Consider the following 23,012-nt stretch of genomic DNA (forward strand, 5'->3'; position numbering starts at 1 on the left):
AACACGAAGGTTTAAAGCAACTTCGGTTCGTGTCTGCGCAACAACGTCAAAAGCTTTTCCATCACCATTGCTTCCTGAGCGGCTATTTCATCAAGGTATCTCATGATTTTATGAAGGGTTTCTTCTTCCTGCTGCATATAAAATTTCAGCATAAGATTGCGCGTATTTCGCGCTTTACGCTCTATTTCTGAATAACCCTCATAAATCTGATGGGACGAATTCAGGTAGCTAGTGTTTTCCTGCATATATTTGATGCGGGATACCATCAATCTTTTGTGCTCCCACAAGGTGTGAACGTGACGAACATCAAAATGGGTCTTTCCCTCGAGCAGGTGCTGGTAATAGTCTTGCAGGCACTGATATGTTTCCAAGCCGTAGGCACAATGGTTCCAAGGCTTGGAAACCATGCGAAATCGTGTTGAGGTATTTTTTGAATACAGATACTCTTCTAGCGTTTCCTGAACCAATGTCAAATCAAAATCATACTCTCCCGATTCCTTGTATTTATACAAATAAATGCGATTGCAAACCGTCTGGTGATCAATCTGGTCTATGCTGTCGTAAGCCAGTTCAAAGTTTCGGAAGGACACACTCGTCGAAGCAAACGTCTCTTTATCCGTAAAGCCAAGCAACTGAAAGGTATTCTCCTGAAGATCGACCCCATGTATGAGTACATCGTGAGAGAGATTACTTTTTTGATAGACTTTGCGCTCTGGGATGTAATACTCATCTACATTGAGGTAAACATAGTAGCCGTCCAAAAGACAATCGCGAACAAAATCTACGATATTCCTTTGGACGATGCTTATCGTGCCTCTCTCAAAATGTTCAACGTGAAGCCATGGATTCAACTTGTAGTCATGGATGTAAAAAGTAAACGGGACAGGTGGGTTCGGGCGCTTGTCGAAGCAGACCTGGATGAAATTGCTGTATAACCAAGGCAGGCTTCTTTCGTCCTTTAATACAATACACAGAGGAAAGGCAAAAAATTGATAGCCGAAAATGGGCGGTTGCACAACTGGCAGCATTACACTCTCCACAAGCATCTCCTCTTTTCGTATCGAATTAGGATCAAATCAAACCTACACGAATAAACTCTTCCTTCTATTCCAAAAAAGGACCGATCATGGAGCAAGTTAGCTGTTTGATCTCCTCAGGTGATCCTTTCGCGATCACCTCTCCCCCTTTGTTTCCTGCACCGGGGCCAAGCTCTATGAGATAGTCGCAATAAGCGAGCACGTAAGGATCGTGCTCAATGAGCAAGACTGAATGCCCGTTCTCTACCAATTTGCCCAGAATGACCAGTAACTTTTCGGTGTCATAATAACTGAGTCCAACAGTCGGTTCATCCAAAATGTACAGGTAGCTTCCCTTGCTGCCTTTTCCCAGCTCTCTGGCCAATTTTAATCGCTGTGCTTCTCCCCCGCTTAACGTAGTGAGGCTCTGCCCAATGAGGATATATCCCATACCCAGCTCTTCAATCGTGCCCAGCATCTTGCTAATTTTAGCGTGATCGCGGAAAAATTCGTGCGCTTCAGAGATGGACATCTCTAATATGTCGGAAATCGTGCGTTCTTTGTACCGTACCTTCATCACTTCAGGCTTGAATCTTTTCCCTTGGCAAGCTAGACATTGGTCGCTAAACACAAGTTGACCCAGCCATCTTTTTATGTAGCCGTGACCATTGCAAACTGTGCATGAGCCTGTCGAGTTAAATGAAAAAGAGCTGCGCGTGAACTGAAGGGCGATTGCCTCCTCCTGTGTGGAAAAAATATGCCGAATATGATCCCACACGCCTAAGAACGTTGCTACACAAGAATTCTCATGACGTCGTGCCAGCTTTTGTGTGACCACAATGCATCCATCAATATTTTCGGCGCCTTCCAATTTGGCATCGGCATGCGTATGTACGAAATCGTTTTCGTGCTCGTCTTCATCTTCCATTACTGTCTTTTGTTTGGTCGCTTTTGCTTTCAAGGAGGCCTGAAGTTTGGGAATGAGCGTATCAATTACCAAGGAGCTTTTGCCACTACCTGATAAGCCACTGACACCTACGATGGCATGCAACGGAATAGAGACGTCGATGTTTTTCAGATTATTCGTGCGCGCATTCTTGATCGACAATGTAGAGGCGGGCGTATCCACACGGCTAGTATATTCTTTACGAGGATGCTTTTTCTCGCGCAAATACTGAGCCGTTATCGAATTAGTCGAATCAAGAAAGTCGGAGTAGTTTCCTTGATAAACAATCGAACCGCCTAGTTGTCCGGCCAAAGGCCCAAAGTCCATAATGTAGTCGGCATGCTTGATCACGCTTTCGTCATGCTCTACGACAATAACCGTATTTTCCTGTTGCTTTAATCGATGAAAGCTTTCGATAATCTTTTCTTTTTCCTTTTCGTGCAAGCCAGCGGTCGGCTCATCAAAAATATAGATGATTGAATCGACCTTTGCTGATAAATGAGACATAATGTGCAGTCTCTGGGTCTCCCCTCCGCTAAGTGTCGGGATTTCTCGATACAGGTTCAAATAGGACAAGCCTACTGTCTCGAGACAATTCAGTTTACGGAGGATCTCATTGATCAAATGGGTAATAAAGGGGGTATGTGGCCTCGCTGCCAGATAATGCTGGAAAAATGTCATCAACTCCCCAACATTCATTTGGCAAAGCTGGCCGATATGCTTGTTATTGATGGTGATCGAGAGTGCTTGCTTTCCTAACCGAAACCCCGCGCACCGGGTGCACGGTCGCGTTGTCTGAAGGTCTGCTATTTGCTGCGTGTTGATCTTTTTCAACTTTTCCTCAATGACTACACTGACCCCATAAAAGATCAGGTGACCCTTGCTTTGCGTCCGCTTTGGTCGATAATGCAAGAACGTTTCCTTGGCTTCACGCGATAATTCTATAAAAAGAGTATCCGGGCTCAACCCAAAGTGTTTCGTGAAATTTTCCAGCCTTTTGGAAACGTACTCCTTTTCCTCTTTTTTTGGTTGGGGAAATTGGTAGGCGAACTGATGCCAGCGTTCAATCGTTTCATTGGCAGGCGGCAAAATTTTTTCGATGTTTACCTCAGAAACGTATCCTCTCCCCCCGCATGTTGGGCAGGAACCATGGGGGGAGTTAAACATAAAGATGCCTGGTACATATTCACTTGGTTTTTGCGGATCGGCGACTTCGCCTGCTCGTTGTCCCTCTTGGGCATAAATGATAGCCAGCAAGTTAAGAATACGCGTGACTGAGCCTACAACCGATCGCGGATTCAGATTGCTCACGGTCCTCTGTTGCACGGCAATCGTCGGACTTAGCCCTTGAATCATGTCAAATGAATCATAGTGCAGGACATCATGCGCAATACCCAGCGCCTCCAAATAAATTCGCTGCCCTTCATGATGCAAGGTGTCGAAAATAAAACTTGATTTTCCTGAGCCGCTAACTCCTGTGACTACGATGAACTGATGTTTGGGAATCGTTGTTGTAATGTTTTTTAAGTTGTGAAGCTTTGCGTTGTAGACTTCAATTTGCACCAGTTCCCCATTCCTTCCTGCTGTTCTATGTTTGTTTTTCCTGTACGTACTGACTGATGCCTCGCAAGCCCAACTCATAAACGTTGGCCTTCAAGCCGATCACATGTCCGATGGCGTTTTCGAAAAAAATCGATTCCGCATGCCAACCGCCTCTTTCAAAAATGTTGGACATATGCACCTCGATATAGGGAATACCGATGGAGGTCAAAGCATCCAGTATGGAGTATCCGGTTTTGGAATAGCCCGCAGGATTCAAGACCACGCCATCAAGGTCGTGTAGGTGTTGCTGAATAAAGTCTGTAATTTCACCTTCATGGTTGGATTGAAAAAAGAGGACATCGACTTGTAATTCGTCAGCCAGCTCACGTAGTCTGTCTTCGATTTGCTTCCACGTGACTGCCCCATAAAATTGTGTTTCCCGCATCCCGATCAGATTCATATTCGGTCCATTTACAATGGCAATCTTCATATCGTTGATCAGTCTCCCGCCAGGCATGTGCCCTAATAAAATTGATTTTTTGACGGTATCCACAAATCTTGCATCGCATCAGCTTTTGGGATGGTAACTACCAGACGCTTTACTTCCTGCAGGAGTTGCGTGATAACATCATGGGCAAATTGGTTACTGTCGTATTCCGCTCGGATCGTTAAGCGTTCCTCTCCCGGGTTAACAAAAATACGCAGCGGAAGGTGAAGCTGACCGACACTGTCACCCTGCAAATGCTTTTGCTCCCCAAGTTCGGAAGCCTGGCTCGTCTGAAAAGGAGATTGGGTATAAACCAAGCTTCGTGTATTGATCACCGTCTGTAAAAAATCAAGCGGAATCTGCGACCAATAGGTGATTTGCTGCAAAGTAATGTGCTCGTAACGTCTGATTTTCACCAGCTTTTTTTGCAATGCCACAAACCACTCTCTGATGTGGTCTGCCTCGTCGTAGATCAACCGGACTGGCAAGCTATTTGTAAACAATCCGACCATTTTGTCCATTTGATCGATTTCCGGTACTCTTCCCGATGTAATCATTCCAATCATCACATCATGCTTTTCCAACAGCCGCGCTTGCGCCAAACCCCAAGCTCCTAGGACTACCGTATTTATCGTTATTTGGTTTTTTCTGGTAAATTCTCTTACAGTATAGACCTCGTCCTGTGCAAGATCAACACTTTTCACAGCACTGACAAAGGTACTCTGACTGCTCGTGGGAGCTTGCACAAGTTGATCCTGATAACGGAACTGTTGTAGCTCCTCTGTCCAAAATTGTTTGGCTTCGTGATCATCTTTTGTTTTTTGCCATTTGACATATTCCAGGAACGGAGTCGCGGGCCTATCTGGTTGGCTGATAAGAGATTCGCCTAGATGATAGTTTCCCCATACTTCTTGCAGAATGATATTCATGCTCCATCCATCAAAAAGCGAATTTTGGTAGGACCATACAAATTGATAGGCGGCCTTGCAGTATTGGATAAGATGAAAACGCATTTGCGGAACCGCATCCACGCTAAAGCTCTTTTGTCGTTCCATCGCAATGAATTCCGTCAAAGCAAGCTTTTGGTCCTCCTCGGAAAGCTCCGTCCAATCCAGCACGTCTATCGATACGTCTACATGCCTTTTGACAAATTGAACTGGATGCGAAATCCTTCTCCATATAAAACCTGTTCGCAACAAAGAATGACGGTTGATTACTTTTTGCCATGCCATCTCGAAAAGATCAAGACGAAGCTCTTCTGCGATCGGAAAGGACAGCAAATTGACGGTGCCTTGTCGTGCATGGATAATATTGTGGTTTAAGACCAATAGTTGCATGAAGGAAAGCGGATAGACGCTTTCAACTTCTGCTGCATTTACTACGTTCATCAAAATTTCCTGATCAGCTTTGTCCACATAGTAATACTGAATGCCCGGGACTTCTGTCGGCATCACTTCCGGGGACGAAGGGTTATCGCGTTTCATGCGAATCTGCTTCGCCAATTCCTCCATAGTCGGATAATCAAAGAGTAATTCAGAGGAAATCTCGATCTGGAGTTCTTTGAGACGGGAAGCAAATTGGATGGCTATCACCGAGTCACCACCCAAATCAAAAAAGTCATCTTGGATGCCTATCGGGCTTTTCCCTAGTAGCTCCTCCAAAATTTTGCACAACACAGAGGCAATGTCTTCATACTTTTGTTCGTGCGGCTGCTGCTCTTTTCGATAATCAATTGCGGGTGGTGCCAACTTTACGAGTGAGGGGTCAGGAGAAAAGCTAGCCAATAGCTTTTCCAGTTGTTGCATTTGGAAAGCATTTAGCGTATAACTGGCATCGTCATGCTGGACGAATTGGTCCCCTTGTTTTATCGAGAGCGTGGATGGGGGACAATGCTTTTCCTGATGAAGCGTATCAACATGGGAATCGAAGGCGCTGTCAATCCAATAGTATTGTTTCTCAAAGGAGTAGGTTGGCAAAGAGAGCCGTCTTGGGTGCTGTGACGTATGGAAATTTTTCCAGTTGACGTTTGTTTTATACAGCCACAACCGCCCTAATGAGTAAAGCATCGTTTTATAGGCGCTTTCGCTGTCTTTTTCAGCAAGAAAGGAATGCAGTAACGGCTCTGATTGTAAGTGTTCATTCTCGGCCAGCAATTCACATCCTTTTTTCCCTGGACCAATTTCTAAAAAGACAGGCTTTCTCACTTTGGCTAACATGGTCAAGCCTGCAGACAATTGATTAGAGAAGTTGATCAGCTCTCGCCAATAGTCGAGGGATGTCGCTTGCTCCTCGGTTATCCACGTGTTGCTTCTATTCGACAGAAACGGGATGGTCGGTTTGCGTAGGACCATGTCTTCGTGAATATCCCCTCGGAAAAATAACAGCTTCAAAGCGTCTTCCCAAGCAAAGACGTTTGCCAGACACGCACTCACGTATTCTCCTAGCCAATCCCCTGCCATTGCTTTTGGTACCACTCCCCAATGCCGCCATAATTGCGCTAATGCGTATTCAAGAAGGAATAGCGCAATTGTTCCATGGAGTGGATCATGCTGGATCATTTCCGCTTGATCCCGATTATGATTATCTGGGTACATCTTCTTTTTTATATCCAGATGAAACAGTCGCTCGACCAGCCGAAAGCCTCGATCCATCGTTTCCCGAAAGAATGGGATCAGCTGATACAAGTCACGAGCCATATTTACATACTCGGTCCCTTGAGCGGAAAATATGAAGACAACCGATTTTTCTTCCTGTTCTTCTTCCTTCTCCGTTAGAACTAGCGGAAGCTCAATTGTATTGGGCTTCTGCACTTGATGATTGCAAAGCACAATCCCGCGAAACTCGAAGTGCTCTCTGCCTGCTTGAAGTGTGTAAGCTACTTGAGATACGTCTGCTTCCGGATTTTCTTTGAGATAAGCCAAAATATTCTCATAGTTTCGCTGTCTGGCCTGACTCGTTTTCCCCGAAATCGTAAGTAAATTCCACTCTTTCTTCTCTTCTTGGGACCGAGTCTCAGGGGCCTCTTCGACAATCACATGAGCATTTGTCCCTCCGATCCCAAAAGAACTGACGCCTGCCACTCTTTTCCTGATAACCGCGTTCCATTTCACCGGGCTCTTATTCAACTGAAATGGACTTCTTTCCAATTCGAGCTGCGGATTTGGATTTTGAAGATGAAGCAATGGCGGGATCGTCTCGTGTTTGATAGCGAGAACTGCCTTGATTAAGCCTGCGATGCCGGAAGCAGTGTTTAAATGTCCAATATTCGCTTTGACAGACCCTATATAGCATGGATCGTCGAGGTCTCGATCTTTGAAAACTTCCTTGAGTGCGGCAATCTCTACCCGATCCCCCAACTTCGTCCCCGTGCCATGCGCTTCCAGATAACCGATATCGTGGGGGGTCACGCCTGCAACTTCCATCGCTTCGGAAATCACTTGAATTTGCCCTTCAAATCCAGGAGCGGTATATCCCACTTTTCCTGCCCCGTCATTGTTAATCGCTGAACCGCTAATGACTGCGTAGATATGATCCTTGTCTTGAATCGCTTCTTCTAGCCTTTTGAGCACAATCACCCCAACGCCATCACCGAATACCGTTCCTTCTGCTTTTTCATCGAAACAGCGGCAGTGTCCATCCGGAGACTCGATGCCTCCCTGCTTGTACAGGTAGCCATGCTTGCTCAGAAACTGAATGGATACGCCTCCTGCCAAAGCCATATCGCACTCCCCGTTCAGCAAGCTTTGGCAGGCCAAGTGCACACTTACCATAGAAGAAGAACAAGCAGTCTGAATGGAAAGACTGGGTCCCGTCAAATTCAATTTGTAAGAGACCCGTGTAGTCAAGAAATCCTTATCATTTGCCACTTCGATTTGTCGATGGTCTAAAATGCGGAGCAAGTCGGTACGACTCACCACTTGGGTCAAATATTTATTGGCCCCGATCCCAGCGAAAACGCCAACCGCTCCATCGAATTGAGATATGCTATGCCCAGCATCTTCCATAGCATTCCATGCGTATTCCAGGAACAAGCGTTGCTGAGGATCAATAATTTCGGTTTCTCTCGGTGTATATTGGAAAAAGGCTGCGTCAAACCATTCAATATCTTGTAATCGACCACTAGCTCGTACATAATCTGGCCTATCGATCAGAGCCTCGTCTACTCCCGACTCCAGCAATTCCTCTTTTGTGAAAAATTGAATCCCTTCCACGCCGTCGATCAAGTTGTTCCAGTATTGCTGAATATTTTCCGCTCGTGGAAATTTTCCGGCCATTCCGATGATGGCAATTTTCGAACTCAGAACATGATCATTTTCCATTCCGATTTTCCTTTCACAAAAGCTGATCGTTAGCTTCGCATGGTTCTTAGTCTTTTCCGCAGTTCTGCTCTTTTTTGTCCAGTTTCAACGCTTGATCTGTTTACAGTATTTTCTTTGATGTGATTCGCCAGCTTTTCAATCGTCGTATATTGGAAAAGGTCCACAATCGACATCTCTTGTGACAGTTCCGCTTTGATCATCTCTTGTAATTGAACGATTAGTAAAGAATTTCCGCCAATATCAAAGAAGTTTTCATGAATCCCGATTTTTGGGGAACCAAGCAGTTGTCTCCATATCTCTACCAGCTTTTTATCAACTTCATCTCGAACTTCCGAAGGAGCTGGGCTGACATCCGTATTTTGGCAATACAGCGCCATTGATTTCCAGTCCATCTTGCCGTTCGGGGTCAATAAAAAATGATCCACAAGGAAAAATTGTGCGGGAATCATGTATTCAGGCAGTTTCTTTCTCGCGTATTCCTTTAACTGCCCCATCGGTAGAGGCTTCCTAGCCGTATAGTAGCAAACAATTTTGCTCGTTTCGCCGTCTTTTACGGTCGTCACGGCAATTTGTTGCAGAGCCCCTATGTCCTTGAGTGCAAGCTCGATCTCACCGAGCTCAATTCGATAACCCCTTACTTTTACCAACTGATCTCTTCTGCCTATAAATTCGATGTTGCCATCTGGCAGGTATCTACCCAGATCGCCAGTCTTGTAGCAAAGTTGGCCGTTGGCTTGCGGGATAAAGGCTTGTCTTGTTTTTTCTTCATCCCGGAAGTAGCCCTTTGTCACATTTAGACCAGCTATGTAGATTTCGCCGATCACACCAGGTGGGCAAAGATTGTCGTATGGATCCAAGATGAAGATTTGATTATTGGTGATCGGTTTGCCAATAAGTACGGCACCATATGGAGAGTCCGTTCCTGGCTTCACCTTGTAACTGGAAATCCAGATCGTCGTCTCTGTCGGACCATACATGTTGTGGATTTCAGCACGCGGAAAAAGTTCCTGTACCTGTTTAGCCAATGTAGAGCTCCACGCTTCTCCACCCAGCATCAAGTATCTGAGTCGATGAAAAACGGAAAGATGATCGTACTGTTCTTTGTTGTATGTCAGAAAAGTGGAAAGCTGCACCATTAAGCTCGGGACAGAATGCCAGATTGAAACCTGGTTGGCCTCCATATACGCGAGTAATCGGTCCATATCCTTCATACTGTCTTGGGAAACGATGCAAAGTCGACCCCCACTCAGTAATGCGCCGAATATTTCAAAGACGGATATATCAAAACTGATGGAAGTGACCAGCATGAAGACATCATCTGTTCTCAATTGGAATTGCTCGATGCCCCAGGCAAGAAAATTATGAACGTTGGAATGAGTAACCAGTACGCCTTTTGGCTTGCCGGTTGAGCCAGAGGTGTACATGATATACATCCAATCAGATTCATGGCTTTCGGTCGGTGGATTTAGGATGGACAGTTCCTGCTCCCAATCAACAAGATACGTCTGGTTCACAACACTTCGTTCTATGGTCGTGCTCAGATTGATGATATCAATCTGTTGGTCCTCTTCGATCCGTCCCAGCTTCTCCATCAAGCTGTTTTCTGACAACAACAGTTTGGCTCCACTGTTTGCGAGAATATAACTGATTCTCTCTTCCGGATAACTCGGGTCGAGTGGCACATAAGCGCCTCCGGCTTTCAAAATCGCCAAGATGCCAACCACTGTCTGGAAGCCTCTGTCCACGAAAATACCGACTGGCACATTGGTACCGACACCCTTGTTCATCAGTAGCCAAGCGAGCTGGTTGGCCTTTTCGTTTAACGTTTTATACGTGATTTGCTGGTCTTCGAATACTAACGCGATGGCATTCGGTGTTTTTTGCGCCTGGACTTCAAATTGCTTGTGAATCGGCAGTAGATCTTGCCAGTCTACTTGACCGCCGTGGAAATGGTGTAGCAGCTCGACTTGCTCTGGATCTGTCAGCAAAGTAATCTCTTTAATGGAAATTTCAGGGCGTTCCACAACTTGTGCGAGAATATGTAGGAAAAAGTGTGCAAACTGCCGGATCGTGCTTTCAGAATACAAGTCCGAATTGTACTCAAACGAAATCTCGATACGTTGATCGGTTTCTTTTGCGAGGCAGCTCAATTCAAATTGACTGATCCCGTCATTTTCCAAATGCAATTTATCAAAGAATTGGAACAGCACATTGTAGATGGGATTTCTGGATAAATCCCGCTCCGGATTTACCTTTTCAACTAGCAAATCAAATGGGTATTGTGCTTTGTCGATCGCTGACCAAATTTTTTGCTTCACGGTATTTTGTAACTGAGAAAAACTGGAGATCTCATGAAACGGAACACGAATACACAAGGTGTTGATAAAGATCCCTACTACCTCTTCCCATTTCTTTTGATTTCTTCCAGCAGTAGGCACACCGACAATAATGTCCTGGTCCTGAGACAGCTTGTGCAACAACAGGAAGTAAGCGCTTAGTAAGAAATTGTTATACGTAATCTGCTGATTCTCGACGTGTTTTTTGAGCTTTTCATAAAGCTCCCCGCTAATCTCGAATTTATGATAGCTGCCGTTGTATGTTTGCACGGACGGTCGTTTTTTGTCAGTGGGCAAATGCAAAGTCGGCAATGGTTTGGCCAGCTCTCTTAGCCAGTAATTTTCGTGCTCGAGAAACTCCTTGCTGTTCTCCCATTCTTTTTGTTCCATGATCCAATCAAAGTAATCGTGCTTCGCTTCGGCCAGTCTTGGGGGTTGCTGATGCAAGAACGATTGGTAAATGCCGAATAGTTCCCTGTAAAAAATATCAATGCTCCAGCCGTCCGTTAAAATATGGTGGAAATTGACGTAGAGGCAAAATCTCTCCTTGCCAAGCTGGTAGAGATAGATACGGTAAGGAGGAGATTCTAAATCGAACGGCTTCATTTTTTGGGTATAGATGTTTTTTTCCAGTAAAAGCTCTTGATCCGATTGTTCGGATAGGTCAATAACCTGGATAGTAGGGTGATACTCAGGTAGCGCTACCTGAACCGGAATTCCGTCTTGGAGTGTAAATCTTGTGCGCAATAACAGGTGCCTTGCAGCCAGGTACGAGACAGCCCGCTCTAAAAGCGCAACGTCAATCGCCATGTCGTAGGTGCGGATAAAGGGTAAGTTGTAGGCAACAAGATCGGGATTCATCTTTTGCAAAAACCATATTCGCCTTTGGGCATGCGACAGCGGCATGACGCTTTTTTCTATGGAAGCCTCCCTTCTTAACTGAGTTCCCCCACCGCTCTTTTCCTGTTGCTTTTGCTGCACAAACTCGGCTAATGCAGGAATGGTCAAATACGTAAACACATCCTGAACCGTCAAGGTTACTTGGCACTCTTCATTGATCCGGTTGGCGATCTTGATGCCCATGATAGAGGTGCCACCTAAATCATAGAACTGATCGTGAATATCAATGGTTGGCAGCCGGAAGATGTTTCCCCAAATATGCGCAATCTGATTTTCGATATCGGTATAAGCGTCAATCGTTCTTCCCGTCAGCTGTACTTTTATTTCAACCTCTGGCGACTTGATTCTCTCTCGAATCGAAGGCGCTAATGCTATCGGCAACGAATTGTTCCAGAACATGTCATTGTCCGTGTTGATTTCCCCAACCACGACGTTTGACAGATTTTTTTGGATGACCTGCTCGAATGCCATGATCGCTCGACGAGATGTGAGCGAGCGAAAAGCAACATCGAGGTTGGTACCTGCATTTTTCGCCATACCAGTATTCATCCAGGTTGTCCAATTGATGGTCATGATCCGTGTAGGCGAGCTCGATATCCCGGAAAAAGCGTCCAAGTAGGAATTAGCCGCCACATAATCCCCTAAGTAAATTCCTCCGACCACAGATGCGATCGAAGAGAACAAAACGAGAAAATCGGGCGGATTCTCGAGGGTTAGCATATATAGATTTTGAGTACCGCTGATTTTGGCCGAGACCCCAGCAGAAAAAGCTGTTCCATCCTTTTCAATCAGCATGCCGCTTCCCGGTAAGCCAGCTGCATGGATGATGCCGTCAATTTTGCCATGGATGCGATAAATGTCGCGGATGACCGGGGCAATTTCGTCCAGGTTGGCTACATCAGCGCTGTATGTATATACCTCAGAACCATTGCTCTCCAAGCTTTTCAGATGGTGAAGTAGACTTCCTACTTGATCTTGCTGGCTGAACTCGTCCCACGATGCACGCTGGGGTAATTTTGTACGGCTGAGTAGGATCAGCTTTACTTTGTATTGCAGAGCAATATTCTTAGCGAGCTCCAGACCAATTCCCCCGGTGCCACCTGTAATGACATACACCCCTTGATCCTTGAAGCGAATACCACCCTCATCGACTGTCGGCAAGTCCAACGGTGTGAGTTGGGGATGGTATCTGTCTCCCGAACGAAGCGCGATTTGATAATGCTCGGCATTTCCTAGTGCTTCTGACACGACATCGCTGACAAGTGTTCCATCATCAAAGTCGATACACTTGCAATGAAGCCCGCTATACTCTTCCCGAATGACTTTTCCCAATCCGAATAGGGCTGCAAAATGCGGATGGACTGCTTGATCGACAGGGAGGACCCGCTGGGCGTTTTTTCCTACCAGTACAATCTCGAGGGGGTTAAATTGATTTTTCACCAGTGCCTTTGTCAGATAAAACAGCGCATCCAGGCTGTCCCCAGCACTTTCGGAGACGGATGCATACCCGACGGCAAAGACGATTTTGCTCAGTGCTAGCTGGCCTGTATCACGGATAAGCTGGTCAAAATCCGCTTCGGAAACGGTAAGACAATACTGTGAGGCGTTCACCCTGCTGTAGGCTGTCGTCAATCGGGCATGCACCATATGCATGCTCTGCGAAGTTATGATCTCGGCTAAATCGTTACCCCAATCGGTAGAATCCGTAATGACCAGCACACTTTCCTTCTTTTCCGCTTGTGAAGACAATGCGGCCAGTGGCACCCACTGAATGCTGTGATAGAGGGCATGATCTCCTGCCGATAACGCTTCGTTCGTATCCACTTTGCCTGATTCTAACGGTAAGCCGACACTCGCTTTCTTGTCCACTACCGGCCAGACTTTGATTGGATCAAATGGATAAACAGGCAAGTTCAGCTTTTGCCGCTGCTCACGGTACAGGGTCTCCCAAGGGATCGACATTCCGTGAACGTATTGCTCTGCTAGCCTTTCAAGCGATGCTCTTGTCTGGAAATTCTCTCTTCCAATCTCTGTTAAGTCTCCAATAGCAGAAAGGTTTGTACGAGAGCTGACGTCACGGTTGACTTCAGCGCCTACGTGGATATAGATTCCTTTTCCCTTCGCCAAGTCTTGTCCCGATAAATCTACTTGTAGCAATTGCTGCATCAGTTCGTCTCTTGAACTGAACACCAGCGCGACTCTGTTCTCATATTGGCCTCTGCCAGTGTTCGCTGTGTAGCAAAGGTCTTCAAGATCAATGGATTCATGTGCTTGCAAATAGGAATTGTAGGCTTTAATCAACGCATCGAGTGAGTTTAGGCTATTGGCTGAAATCGTTAAGAGATGAAAAGGCGGCAAAATCTCCGTCTCTGGCCGGTCTAGTTCGGGAGCCTCTTCTAGAATGATGTGGCAATTGGTACCACTGAAACCAAAAGAGTTGACACCTGCTCGGAGCAAGCTATCCTCCCGCTTCCAGTCTCTCAGCTCGGTAACGATCTCGACTGCGGAGTTTTCTGGGTCGACAAAAGGATTCGGAGACTGATAATGCAGGGTAGCAGGGATCTTCTTATGTTTGAGAGCAAGCACGACCTTTATCAGCGATGCTAACCCTGATGCCGCGACGGTATGTCCAATGTTTGTCTTGACAGAGCCAATCCCGCAAATGTGCGTTTCCGACGTATATTTTCGAAAAGCATCGTTGATCGCCTGCAATTCAATAGAATCCCCCAATAAAGTACCTGTACCATGCGCTTCGACATAGGAGATGGACAGCGGATCGATTTTTGCTTTTTCCCACGTACGGATAAACAATTGGGTCTCGGCTTCTGGATTGGGGGCCGTTAATCCGTTGGAAGCGCCATCTGCATTGACGCCGCTTCCCTTGATTACCGCATAGATCGGGTCACGATCCTCCCTTGCCCTCCCTAACGGTTTGAGCATCAGAGCTGTCATTCCCTCGCTCCAAATCGTTCCGTCCGCATTTTTGTCAAACGCCTTCACTCTTCCGTCAGAAGTCTCCAAATCATTCAGCTTCCCGGTAACTTGTGGAATCACCATCATATTCACGCCACCGACCAGCGCCATTTCGCATTCCTTATTCGCCAATGCCGTGCATGCCTGGTGTAAGGCTACAAGGCCCGATGAGCATGCCGTATTGAGAACGAAAGCAGGCCCGCGCAAGTCCAGGAAATAAGAGATTCGATTGGACAAAAGTCCTACCAAGGAACCGACGAGGGAAGAAATATCCTCGTTTTGCAACAGGGAACGATAATGGGATTGATAGGCGGTCTCCAGTCCCACAAATACTCCCGTGTTGGAATGTTTCAGTCTGGCTCCCCCGTACCCTGCGTCCTCGATTGCATGATAGGCGGTCTCCAGAAAAAGTCGCTGATACGGTTCCATTGCCATCGCTTCTTTATGTCCGATATGGAAAAAAGGGTGATCGAATCGGGAAATTTGATCGAGGTAGCCAGCTTGATGATTGGAGCTCGCCAGCAGCTCTTCCAATTCTGGAATAAAGCCAGACAAATCCTGCAATCGTTCTTCTGGAAAATACCCTATGCTGTTAACCCCTTGGACTAGATTATCCCAAAACTCCTGGGGGGTGTTTGCTCCGGGGAAGCGGCATGCCATTCCAATCACAGCAATATCCTGCTGATACTTTCGCTCTGGATTGCGATTCAGCTTTTCCAGAATGGAAAGTGCCATATCCTGATTGAGATGTCCAGATTTCAGTAGCTGCAAAATGCTGTCATTCATCTCTTTTCGGCTACTCATCTTCTTCTCCCCACTCTTTCTTGTCTAAGTAGTCCAATATATTCTCCATTGAAATATCACCCTTGATAAAGTCGGCCAGCTTGTCCTGCAAAGGGATGTTCTCGCTCTGGACCTCGCCATTATTCTGAGACGGTCCGTATTGACTCGGTTTGTTCTCGAGATATTCAGCCATCTTCGCTATGGAAGGATAGGCAAACAACGTTGCAATGTTGATGCGGCCAGGGTACAACTGATCGATTTCTTTTACGAGACTTGTCGCCAGAATGGAGTTTCCTCCTGCCTCTTGAAAAGACTGGTACACATTCGCTTCCGGTATTCCCAATACTTTTTGCCAAATAGAGGCTAGTTGGGTTTCGATATCGCTGTATCTGTGATTATTTCTGCCTTTCAGAATAGGTACAATCTGCTGGTATTCAATTGTCTCGAATTCAACAGGCTGTGTGACCATTCTCCTGATTCCTGGTGAGATGCTAAAAGGCAAGTGATAGCTGTACGTGCGGAAATGTGCTTCGTTCATTTCACCGACGATGACGCGGGGGAGCTTGCGCGCTAAAATCGAATCCAAAATGTCGATCGCTTGATCCGGATGGATACCATGAAACGGAGAAGCCTCTTTCTTAATACGGTATTTCGCCGCCATTCCAGTATCGTTCCATGCAGGCCAATTAATGGTTACGCTTTTTTGACCTTTGGCTTGCCTGTAGTCACTATAAACGTCCAAATAGGCATTTGCAGCCGTATAATCAGCCTGTCCAATCCCGCCCAACAGACTAGTGACAGATGAAAACATAACGAAAAAGTCGAGCTGATCTCCCTGAGTGTAACGGTCCAGCAACCAGGTACCGATGACCTTTGGATCTAGCACTTGCTTCATCTGTGCATGTTCTTTGTTGATCAGTAAACCTTTGCCTGCCACCCCGGCGCAGTGGAATAGACCATGGATAGCTCCGTGTTGATGGCGGACGGTTTCCAAAACATCTGCCAACTTGCTTTCATTGGCAATATCAACCGCATATACTTCTACACTGGACCCATTTTTCTCTATTCTGCGGATCATATCTATTTGGCTTGCCACTTTGGAATGGGACTGATCTCGGACAATGTCAGTCCATTGCTCTCGCGGAGGCAATACGTTTCTTCCGAGCAAGCATAGGTGAACCGAGTTTTTCGTACTGAGATACTGAGCAACCTTCAGTCCAATATCGCCGAGTCCACCCGTAACCAGATAGATGCCGTTTTCCTTGATGGATATGTCCTGGAGCTCTGTATTGCACAGCATCTGTTCTTCCAAATGTTCGATGTACCGGACATTATGCCGATACGCCACCTGGAAGTCTTCTTTGTCTGCACAAATTTCTTTCCAGATAATCACTGGGGAAGTATCGCTATCTATATCGATGCATCGGCATTTCAACTGTGAATACTCCTGCGGTATTACTTTCGCCATTCCAAACAGTACGGCGTGCTGGGGCTTCAGGATCGATTCATGCTTGGTCACCGAGAAAGTATGGTCGCCAATGACATACAGATTGATTTCCTGATTGTACGACTGGTTCAGCATTTCACATACAAGACGATAGAAGCTGTAAACTCCCTTGTTCTCTAGTGCATGTAAGTCTTCTGCACACTCAATCTCCTCATCTACCACGCTCATGCAGTGGATAATGTTTCGGATGTTTCGGTTCATCAGCTCCTTCAGCAAGACTGGATAATCTTCTTTCGAGCCGATCTGGTAGTGATGATCACTGAATTTTTGAAAGGCTGGACCAGAACTAACCTCGATAAGATCGATTTCACGCCCTCTTATCTCTTGGAGCATTGACTGACTCCATTGCCCAGTTCCTCCCAAAAACAGCCAGGTTCCGTTGCATTTGCCTACTTGATTCAATGGCTCTTTGTCGTCACGTATCCACCGTAAGTGATAATAGGTGTCCTTTTGCTTAGAGCTTTCTTGTTTCTGTGTCCCAATCCAATGACGAACCGAATCATACGAATAAGCTGGCAATTCGATGATTTGATGCTGCTCTCTCGGATAAAGGCTATGCCAGTTGATATCTGCCCCATCTGTGTACATCATGGCGATGTTTTGCAAGCTTTGCAGTGTGAAAGCAGAGTCATTTGCTATATACTGCTGAATGGTTCTTTCTGCAATCGCGTTCCGTTTTAATTTTTCTTCCTCTAGCAACCCGTTTTCACACTGGTCATTTTGGTCTAGGATGACTTGGCTCACCTTGTAATAGATTCCTTCCTCTGCTCCGTTCGTATTTTCAAGCCCTTTCCCATCCAAGGATCTGCATTTTTCTCGGAGTTCGGCCTGGTGCTTAAAGAGGATGGCCACCCGGTGCTCATAGTGTCCACGAGTTGTGTTGGCTGTATAGCATAGATTTTTAGAATCGACGGCCTTCGTCATGTTGAGATATTTGGTGTAGCGGCTGATCAGTGCACGTAAAGCTGATTTCGTTTTCGCCGACAAAGTCAGAAGGTTCCAGCCTTGATTGCATTCGTTCTCCACAGCAGAGAGAGGCGGTTCTTCCAACAGAATATGGCAATTCGTCCCACTGAACCCAAAGGAACTGATTCCGCATCTGCGCGGTGTGCCTGATACGTTCCACTCCTGTAGCTTGTCATTGATAAAAATAGGAGAATCCGCAAATTCAATGAACGGATTCGGATGCTTAAAGTGTGCTGCCGGGGGCAATTGCTTATATTTAAATGCCAGAATCATCTTTATGACGGAAGCCATCCCCGAGGCCCCCACCAAGTGACCGATGTTGGCTTTTACCGTGCCCACACCGCAAAATTGCTTTTTATTCGTAAATCTACGGAAGGCATTGGAAATACCCTTCATCTCAATCGGGTCACCCAATTTGGTTCCAGTGGCATGTGCTTCGATATACGAAATCGTTTCGGGATCGATATTGGCTGTCTTCCAAGCCTCTACCAATGCTTTTTCCTGCGCCTCGGCATTCGGTGCAGTGATTCCGTTTGATGCTCCGTTATTATTCATGGCGGAGCCTTTGACAACAGCGTGTATCACGTGCTTATCCTGTACAGCCTGATCCAAGCGCTTCAGCACGATGGTACCTACTCCTTCTCCCCACATTGTTCCGTTTGCTCCGGCATCAAAAGGACGAATTGTTTCGTCTGCAGAATCAATCAGGGGATTGTGCTGTGTAGGAAGATACGCCAATGAAACCCCCGCAACAATAGCCACATCAATTTGTCCCTGCTTCAACGCTTGCGTGGCCAAGCACATGGCGGCCAGACTGGAGGAGCATGCTGTATCCACAACCAAGCAGGGACCATTTAAATTCAGAAAGTAAGCGATCCGACTTGCCAGAATGCCAGTCGATCCAGAAGTTACTTTCAATGGATGCTGAATGTCGATCATGTTGTTGTATTCATTGCGTCCGGTCGTATCCTTGCCGATGTAAACACCCGTTTCGGTTCCAAAAAGATTTTTCCCGCCAAGACCGCTGTTCTCAATGGCTTCATACACATTCTCCAAAAGGAGGCGTTGTTCAGGGTCCATCAATTCTGCCTCTTTGGGAGCTATATGAAAAAATCTTGAATCAAAGCTATCGATATTCTCCAGATAACCGCCTTGGCAGTATGTTTGGTTTTCGGTTAGATACTGATCCGTATCTTTTCTTCTGGAGGCAGGAAACGGTCGTACAGCATTGATACCCGAAATTAAATTTGTCCAAAATTTCTCTGCATTCTCTGCCTGTGGAAATTTACATGCGTATCCGATAATCGCGTATTCGTCATTTTGTCCGGACTGTAGAGTCTGTCCCGTTGATAACGTATTCCATTCTGCCAATAATCTCTTTGTCTCATCCTTCGAGTACCTACTCTGCTTGTACCCTTCTAGGATGGATTCAATCGTAAGCTCAGCAGGCTGCGGTGTCTTTTTGCTATCCAAGTAATTGGCCATTTCAAAAATGGTTGGGTACATGTAGATATCTGCGACATGAAGCGTGCCTGGGTATTTTTCGTTCCACTGCTTATACAGTTGTGCAGCGTGGATCGAATCACCGCCCAATTGATGGAAAGTGTCGAACAAGCTGATAGCGGTTAGCCCAAGAACCTCCGCCCATAATTGTGCCAACTCTTTTTGGGTCGCTGTATATCCGTCCTGCTCTTTAAGTGTCACAGATGTGGCAGTGATAACGCGTCCCGGTTTTGCAGTCTCTTTGAACAATTCTTGCTTCACTTCATCTGCCAAACGGAATGGCCATACGTGTTCGAGCTCCAACAGCTCATTTGCATGATTGAGTTTGCCGACGATTGTCCGGAACATTTGTCTGCGGAGAATATGATCGAGTGCTTGCATGGCCTGATGGGTAGAAAGAAAACGGAAAACGTGTCTCTCTTCTTGCATGGAAAGCTTGGAAGCAGTCGCTTCCCACGTAGCCCAGTTGATAGAGATGACTTTTTTCCCTTGTCGCTTGATTGCTTCGGCTAATCCGTCCAAAAAGGCATTCCCTGTGGCATAACTAAGGGAACCCCGTCCCCCCGTGACAGAAACAGCAGACGAAAAGAACATGGTAAAGCCTTTGTTCATCTCTTTCGTGAGCGTGTATAACAGCCAGCTTCCATACGTTTTCACGGCATGTCTGCGTTCAAATTCTTGCTCGCTCATACCAAAATCTTCTATGTCGCCAACTCCAACCCCCGCACAATGAATAATTCCATTAAGCTGCCCATTTGTCTCCTGAATGTTCTGAACCAAACGTTTCATTTCTGTTTCGTTGCATATGTCCACACAATGGTAGTCAAGCACAGAGCCCAAAGCCTCAACGGCAAGTACCACATTAATTTTATCCACCAAATCTTTGTCCGACTGTTCCCGAATAATAGCTGGCCATGCCTCTTTGTCCGGAAGCATCGTCCTTCCTAGGACAATCAGCTTTACTTTATTTTTTTGGCTCAGATACTTGCAAACTTCTGTTCCCAGTTGGCCCAATCCACCGGTGATTAAGAAGACATCGCCTGCTTCGATTGTTGTTTCATCTTCTTGTATGCCTGTGCCATCTGCTTTTTGAATGACCTCGATATAACAGCGGCCTTGACGCAACGCCACCGAGTAATGTGTGCTTCTTCGCTGAATTTCGGCTAACAGGAGATCTAACTGAAAGTTGTCAGGGTTGCAATCAATATTACGTATATTCAGACAGTAGTTCTCCTGGCGAATGGATTTCCCCAGTCCGATGAGCATATGGTGAAAAGGGTTGCAGATCGCATCGGTCATCTGCACCACTTGGGCATTCTGCGTGATTAAAGCAACATCTATTTCTTTTGTCAGCTTTCCAGTCATGTGCAGCGCTTTGGTAAAAAGTAGCAAAGACCCGGCTGTTTGATTCATGGACGATTGAAATTCCTTCCACGACTCAGACAGATCATGGGTAGTCGGAGCCATAAAGAGAATCTGATCCAGTGACGAAATATCGAGCTGCGCGCAGAATCCAGCTATATCCTCATACGTACGCGCAACTTTGAAGTGATCATGGGTCACTTGCAAAGAGTGTGTTCCTATCTCTACCATGATCAATCGCTTTGCTTGCAGTTTTTCAAATAAATGCGGGTGCCACTTGGCCGTATCCGCCTCATCGACAATCAGCAAAATCGTATTGTCATCCGTTTCCTGATCGAGGTCAGAGGTAGGAAGGGTTTCTTCCATCCAGACAGACTTATAATAGAGGTCTTCTTCCATTTTCTTTGGCTTTGCTTCAACCGGCCAAAATTTTTGCCGCTCCAGTATATTTCCAGGCAGAGGCAGCTTATGACCGCCTCGATAAAGCTTTGTCCAGTCAATGCTAGCACCTTTCATGTAAAGTTGTGCAACCTGTCCCCAGATCAGCTTTTCGTCCACATTTTTCTCGATCAGTTCCTTGATTGCTTCGTTTGCTTGTCTGTCTAAAAACTTTTTCTCACCTTCCCGGATTTCCCACGCCTCTACGGCCTGCTTATTGTCCGGCACTACCTCATGCCTCTGGTAGCCAATGTCAGGATTTTCACTCCATTCGGATACACGGTTTACTGCTTTCATCCCGTTCAATTTCACCAAAAGATCTTGGTAGCTGTGGAAAATAATCGATACTCGGTGGGTGTAATGATTACGGGAAGTGCTCGCTGTAAAGCACAGATCGCTTAAGTGTACGTTACGGTTTGCCAATAAAAACTGTTGGTACTCCTTGACCGACTCCAGCAGTTTCTGCTCACTACTTGCTGATAAAACCAGCATATAGCAGTCTTGCCCGTGGTAGCTTTGACGTACGAGCCTTTGTGGTTCCTCGATGAGAATATGGCAATTGGTCCCACTAAATCCAAACGAGTTAATCCCGATCCGAGTTGGATAATCCTTTTGCTCCAATTTTGTTCGCACATCATTGACGAATAAAGCTGAGTTTGCCAAGTCAATGTAAGGGCTGGGTGTTTGAAAATGAAGCGAAGGCGGGATTTCGCCATGTTTCAGCATCATGACCGCTTTGATCAGAGAGACAATCCCTGAAGCCCCAACCAAATGCCCAACGTTCGTTTTGACTGAGCCCACACCACAAAACTGTTTTTTGGTCGTAAAGGATTGAAAGGCATTCATAATGGATTGCAATTCGATGGAATCCCCTAACACGGTACCTGTTCCGTGGGCTTCAATGTACCGAATGGTCTCAGGATCGATCTGCGCTTGTTTCCACACGCTTTTCAGAAGCTCTTCCTGCGCCTCCCCATTTGGAGCCGTAATACCTTTGGAGAGCCCGTTGTTGTTGATCCCGCTGCCTTTTATGATCGCGTAAATCATGTCGTTGTCTGCGAGCGCCTTGGACAACGGCTTCAGAAGCAGCCCTCCGCCACCCTCGCCCCATACAGTGCCCTTTGCATCTTTGTCAAACGCACGAATCATTTCTTCGGCGGATTCAACTTGATCCAGTGATCCGTCCTCCTTGATTGGAGGAAAATAGAAAAGGCCGCTGATGCCGCCCACAAATGCCATCTCACATTCATTTCTACGCAGAGATTCGCAAGCAAAATGAACGCCTACCAACCCGGAAGAACACGACGTATCAAAGACAATGCTCGGTCCTTTCAGATTGTAGGCATAAGAGATTCTACTTGCTAATATCCCCGGCCACGAGCCGGTCAAGCTAAAAATATCCGGGCTCACATAATTACGGTATTCAATCCCAGTGACATGATCTTTCCCGATAAATACGCCTGTCTTTGATCCTATGATATCCCGTGTCTCATAACCGGCATTGAGTAAGGTCTCATAGGCAAGTTCCAGCATAATTCGTTGATAAGGCTCCATGGACATAGCTTCCTTCGGTGATATGCGAAACATGTCTGCATCGAAGAAACTGATTTCATCCAAATAGCCGCCTTTTTTAAAGCGCTTGTGATCAAATCGCTGATCGGAAAATAGGGCCCGTCCATCTTCCAAGCGATGGACAGGAAAGTCATCAAGGCATTCTCTTCCCGCGCGAATATTTTCCCAAAACTCCTGCACTGTATTCGCCTTAGGAAATCGTCCAGATATGCCGATAATCGCGACCTCATCGCTCAATGTTTCGTTCGCTTTTTGCAGGCTCACGATGTATTCCGTCGCTTCTTTGGCCGATAGTTTCTTGGCTGCAACCAGCTCGTAAATATACTTCTTCAATTTATCCATCATCTATCACCGCTTAGAGT

General features: G+C 46.2%; 6 protein-coding genes. All 6 read right to left on the bottom strand.

Annotated elements, in window-relative coordinates:
- Window positions 1-11: 11 nt before the first annotated feature.
- From ACUUHJ_RS15950 to ACUUHJ_RS15975, 6 genes are read right to left on the bottom strand one after another with little or no spacing between them, the layout of a single operon-like run.
- A complete protein-coding gene (locus ACUUHJ_RS15950) occupies window positions 12-1,046 on the bottom strand; it encodes a hypothetical protein (RefSeq protein ID WP_253721082.1) in 1,035 nt (344 codons plus the stop codon).
- Window positions 1,047-1,104: 58 nt separating this feature from the next.
- Complete coding sequence (locus tag ACUUHJ_RS15955) at window positions 1,105-3,525, bottom strand: excinuclease ABC subunit UvrA (RefSeq protein WP_472299322.1); 2,421 nt, start codon at window positions 3,523-3,525, stop codon at window positions 1,105-1,107.
- 25 nt (window positions 3,526-3,550) lie between these two features.
- Window positions 3,551-3,994: a type II 3-dehydroquinate dehydratase gene (locus ACUUHJ_RS15960; RefSeq protein WP_472299323.1), complete on the bottom strand. Its 444-nt coding sequence runs from the start codon at window positions 3,992-3,994 to the stop codon at window positions 3,551-3,553.
- 32 nt (window positions 3,995-4,026) lie between these two features.
- Window positions 4,027-8,310, bottom strand: coding sequence for a beta-ketoacyl synthase N-terminal-like domain-containing protein (locus ACUUHJ_RS15965; RefSeq protein WP_472299324.1), 4,284 nt, complete (start codon window positions 8,308-8,310; stop codon window positions 4,027-4,029).
- A gap of 29 nt (window positions 8,311-8,339) precedes the next feature.
- Complete coding sequence (locus ACUUHJ_RS15970; protein WP_472299325.1) at window positions 8,340-15,323, bottom strand: amino acid adenylation domain-containing protein; 6,984 nt, start codon at window positions 15,321-15,323, stop codon at window positions 8,340-8,342.
- Window positions 15,316-22,995: an SDR family NAD(P)-dependent oxidoreductase gene (locus tag ACUUHJ_RS15975; protein WP_472299326.1), complete on the bottom strand. Its 7,680-nt coding sequence runs from the start codon at window positions 22,993-22,995 to the stop codon at window positions 15,316-15,318. The genes ACUUHJ_RS15970 and ACUUHJ_RS15975 overlap by 8 nt, the downstream gene beginning before the upstream one ends.
- Between the last annotated feature and the right edge of the window lie 17 nt (window positions 22,996-23,012).

Source organism: Brevibacillus schisleri (genome assembly GCF_055685845.1).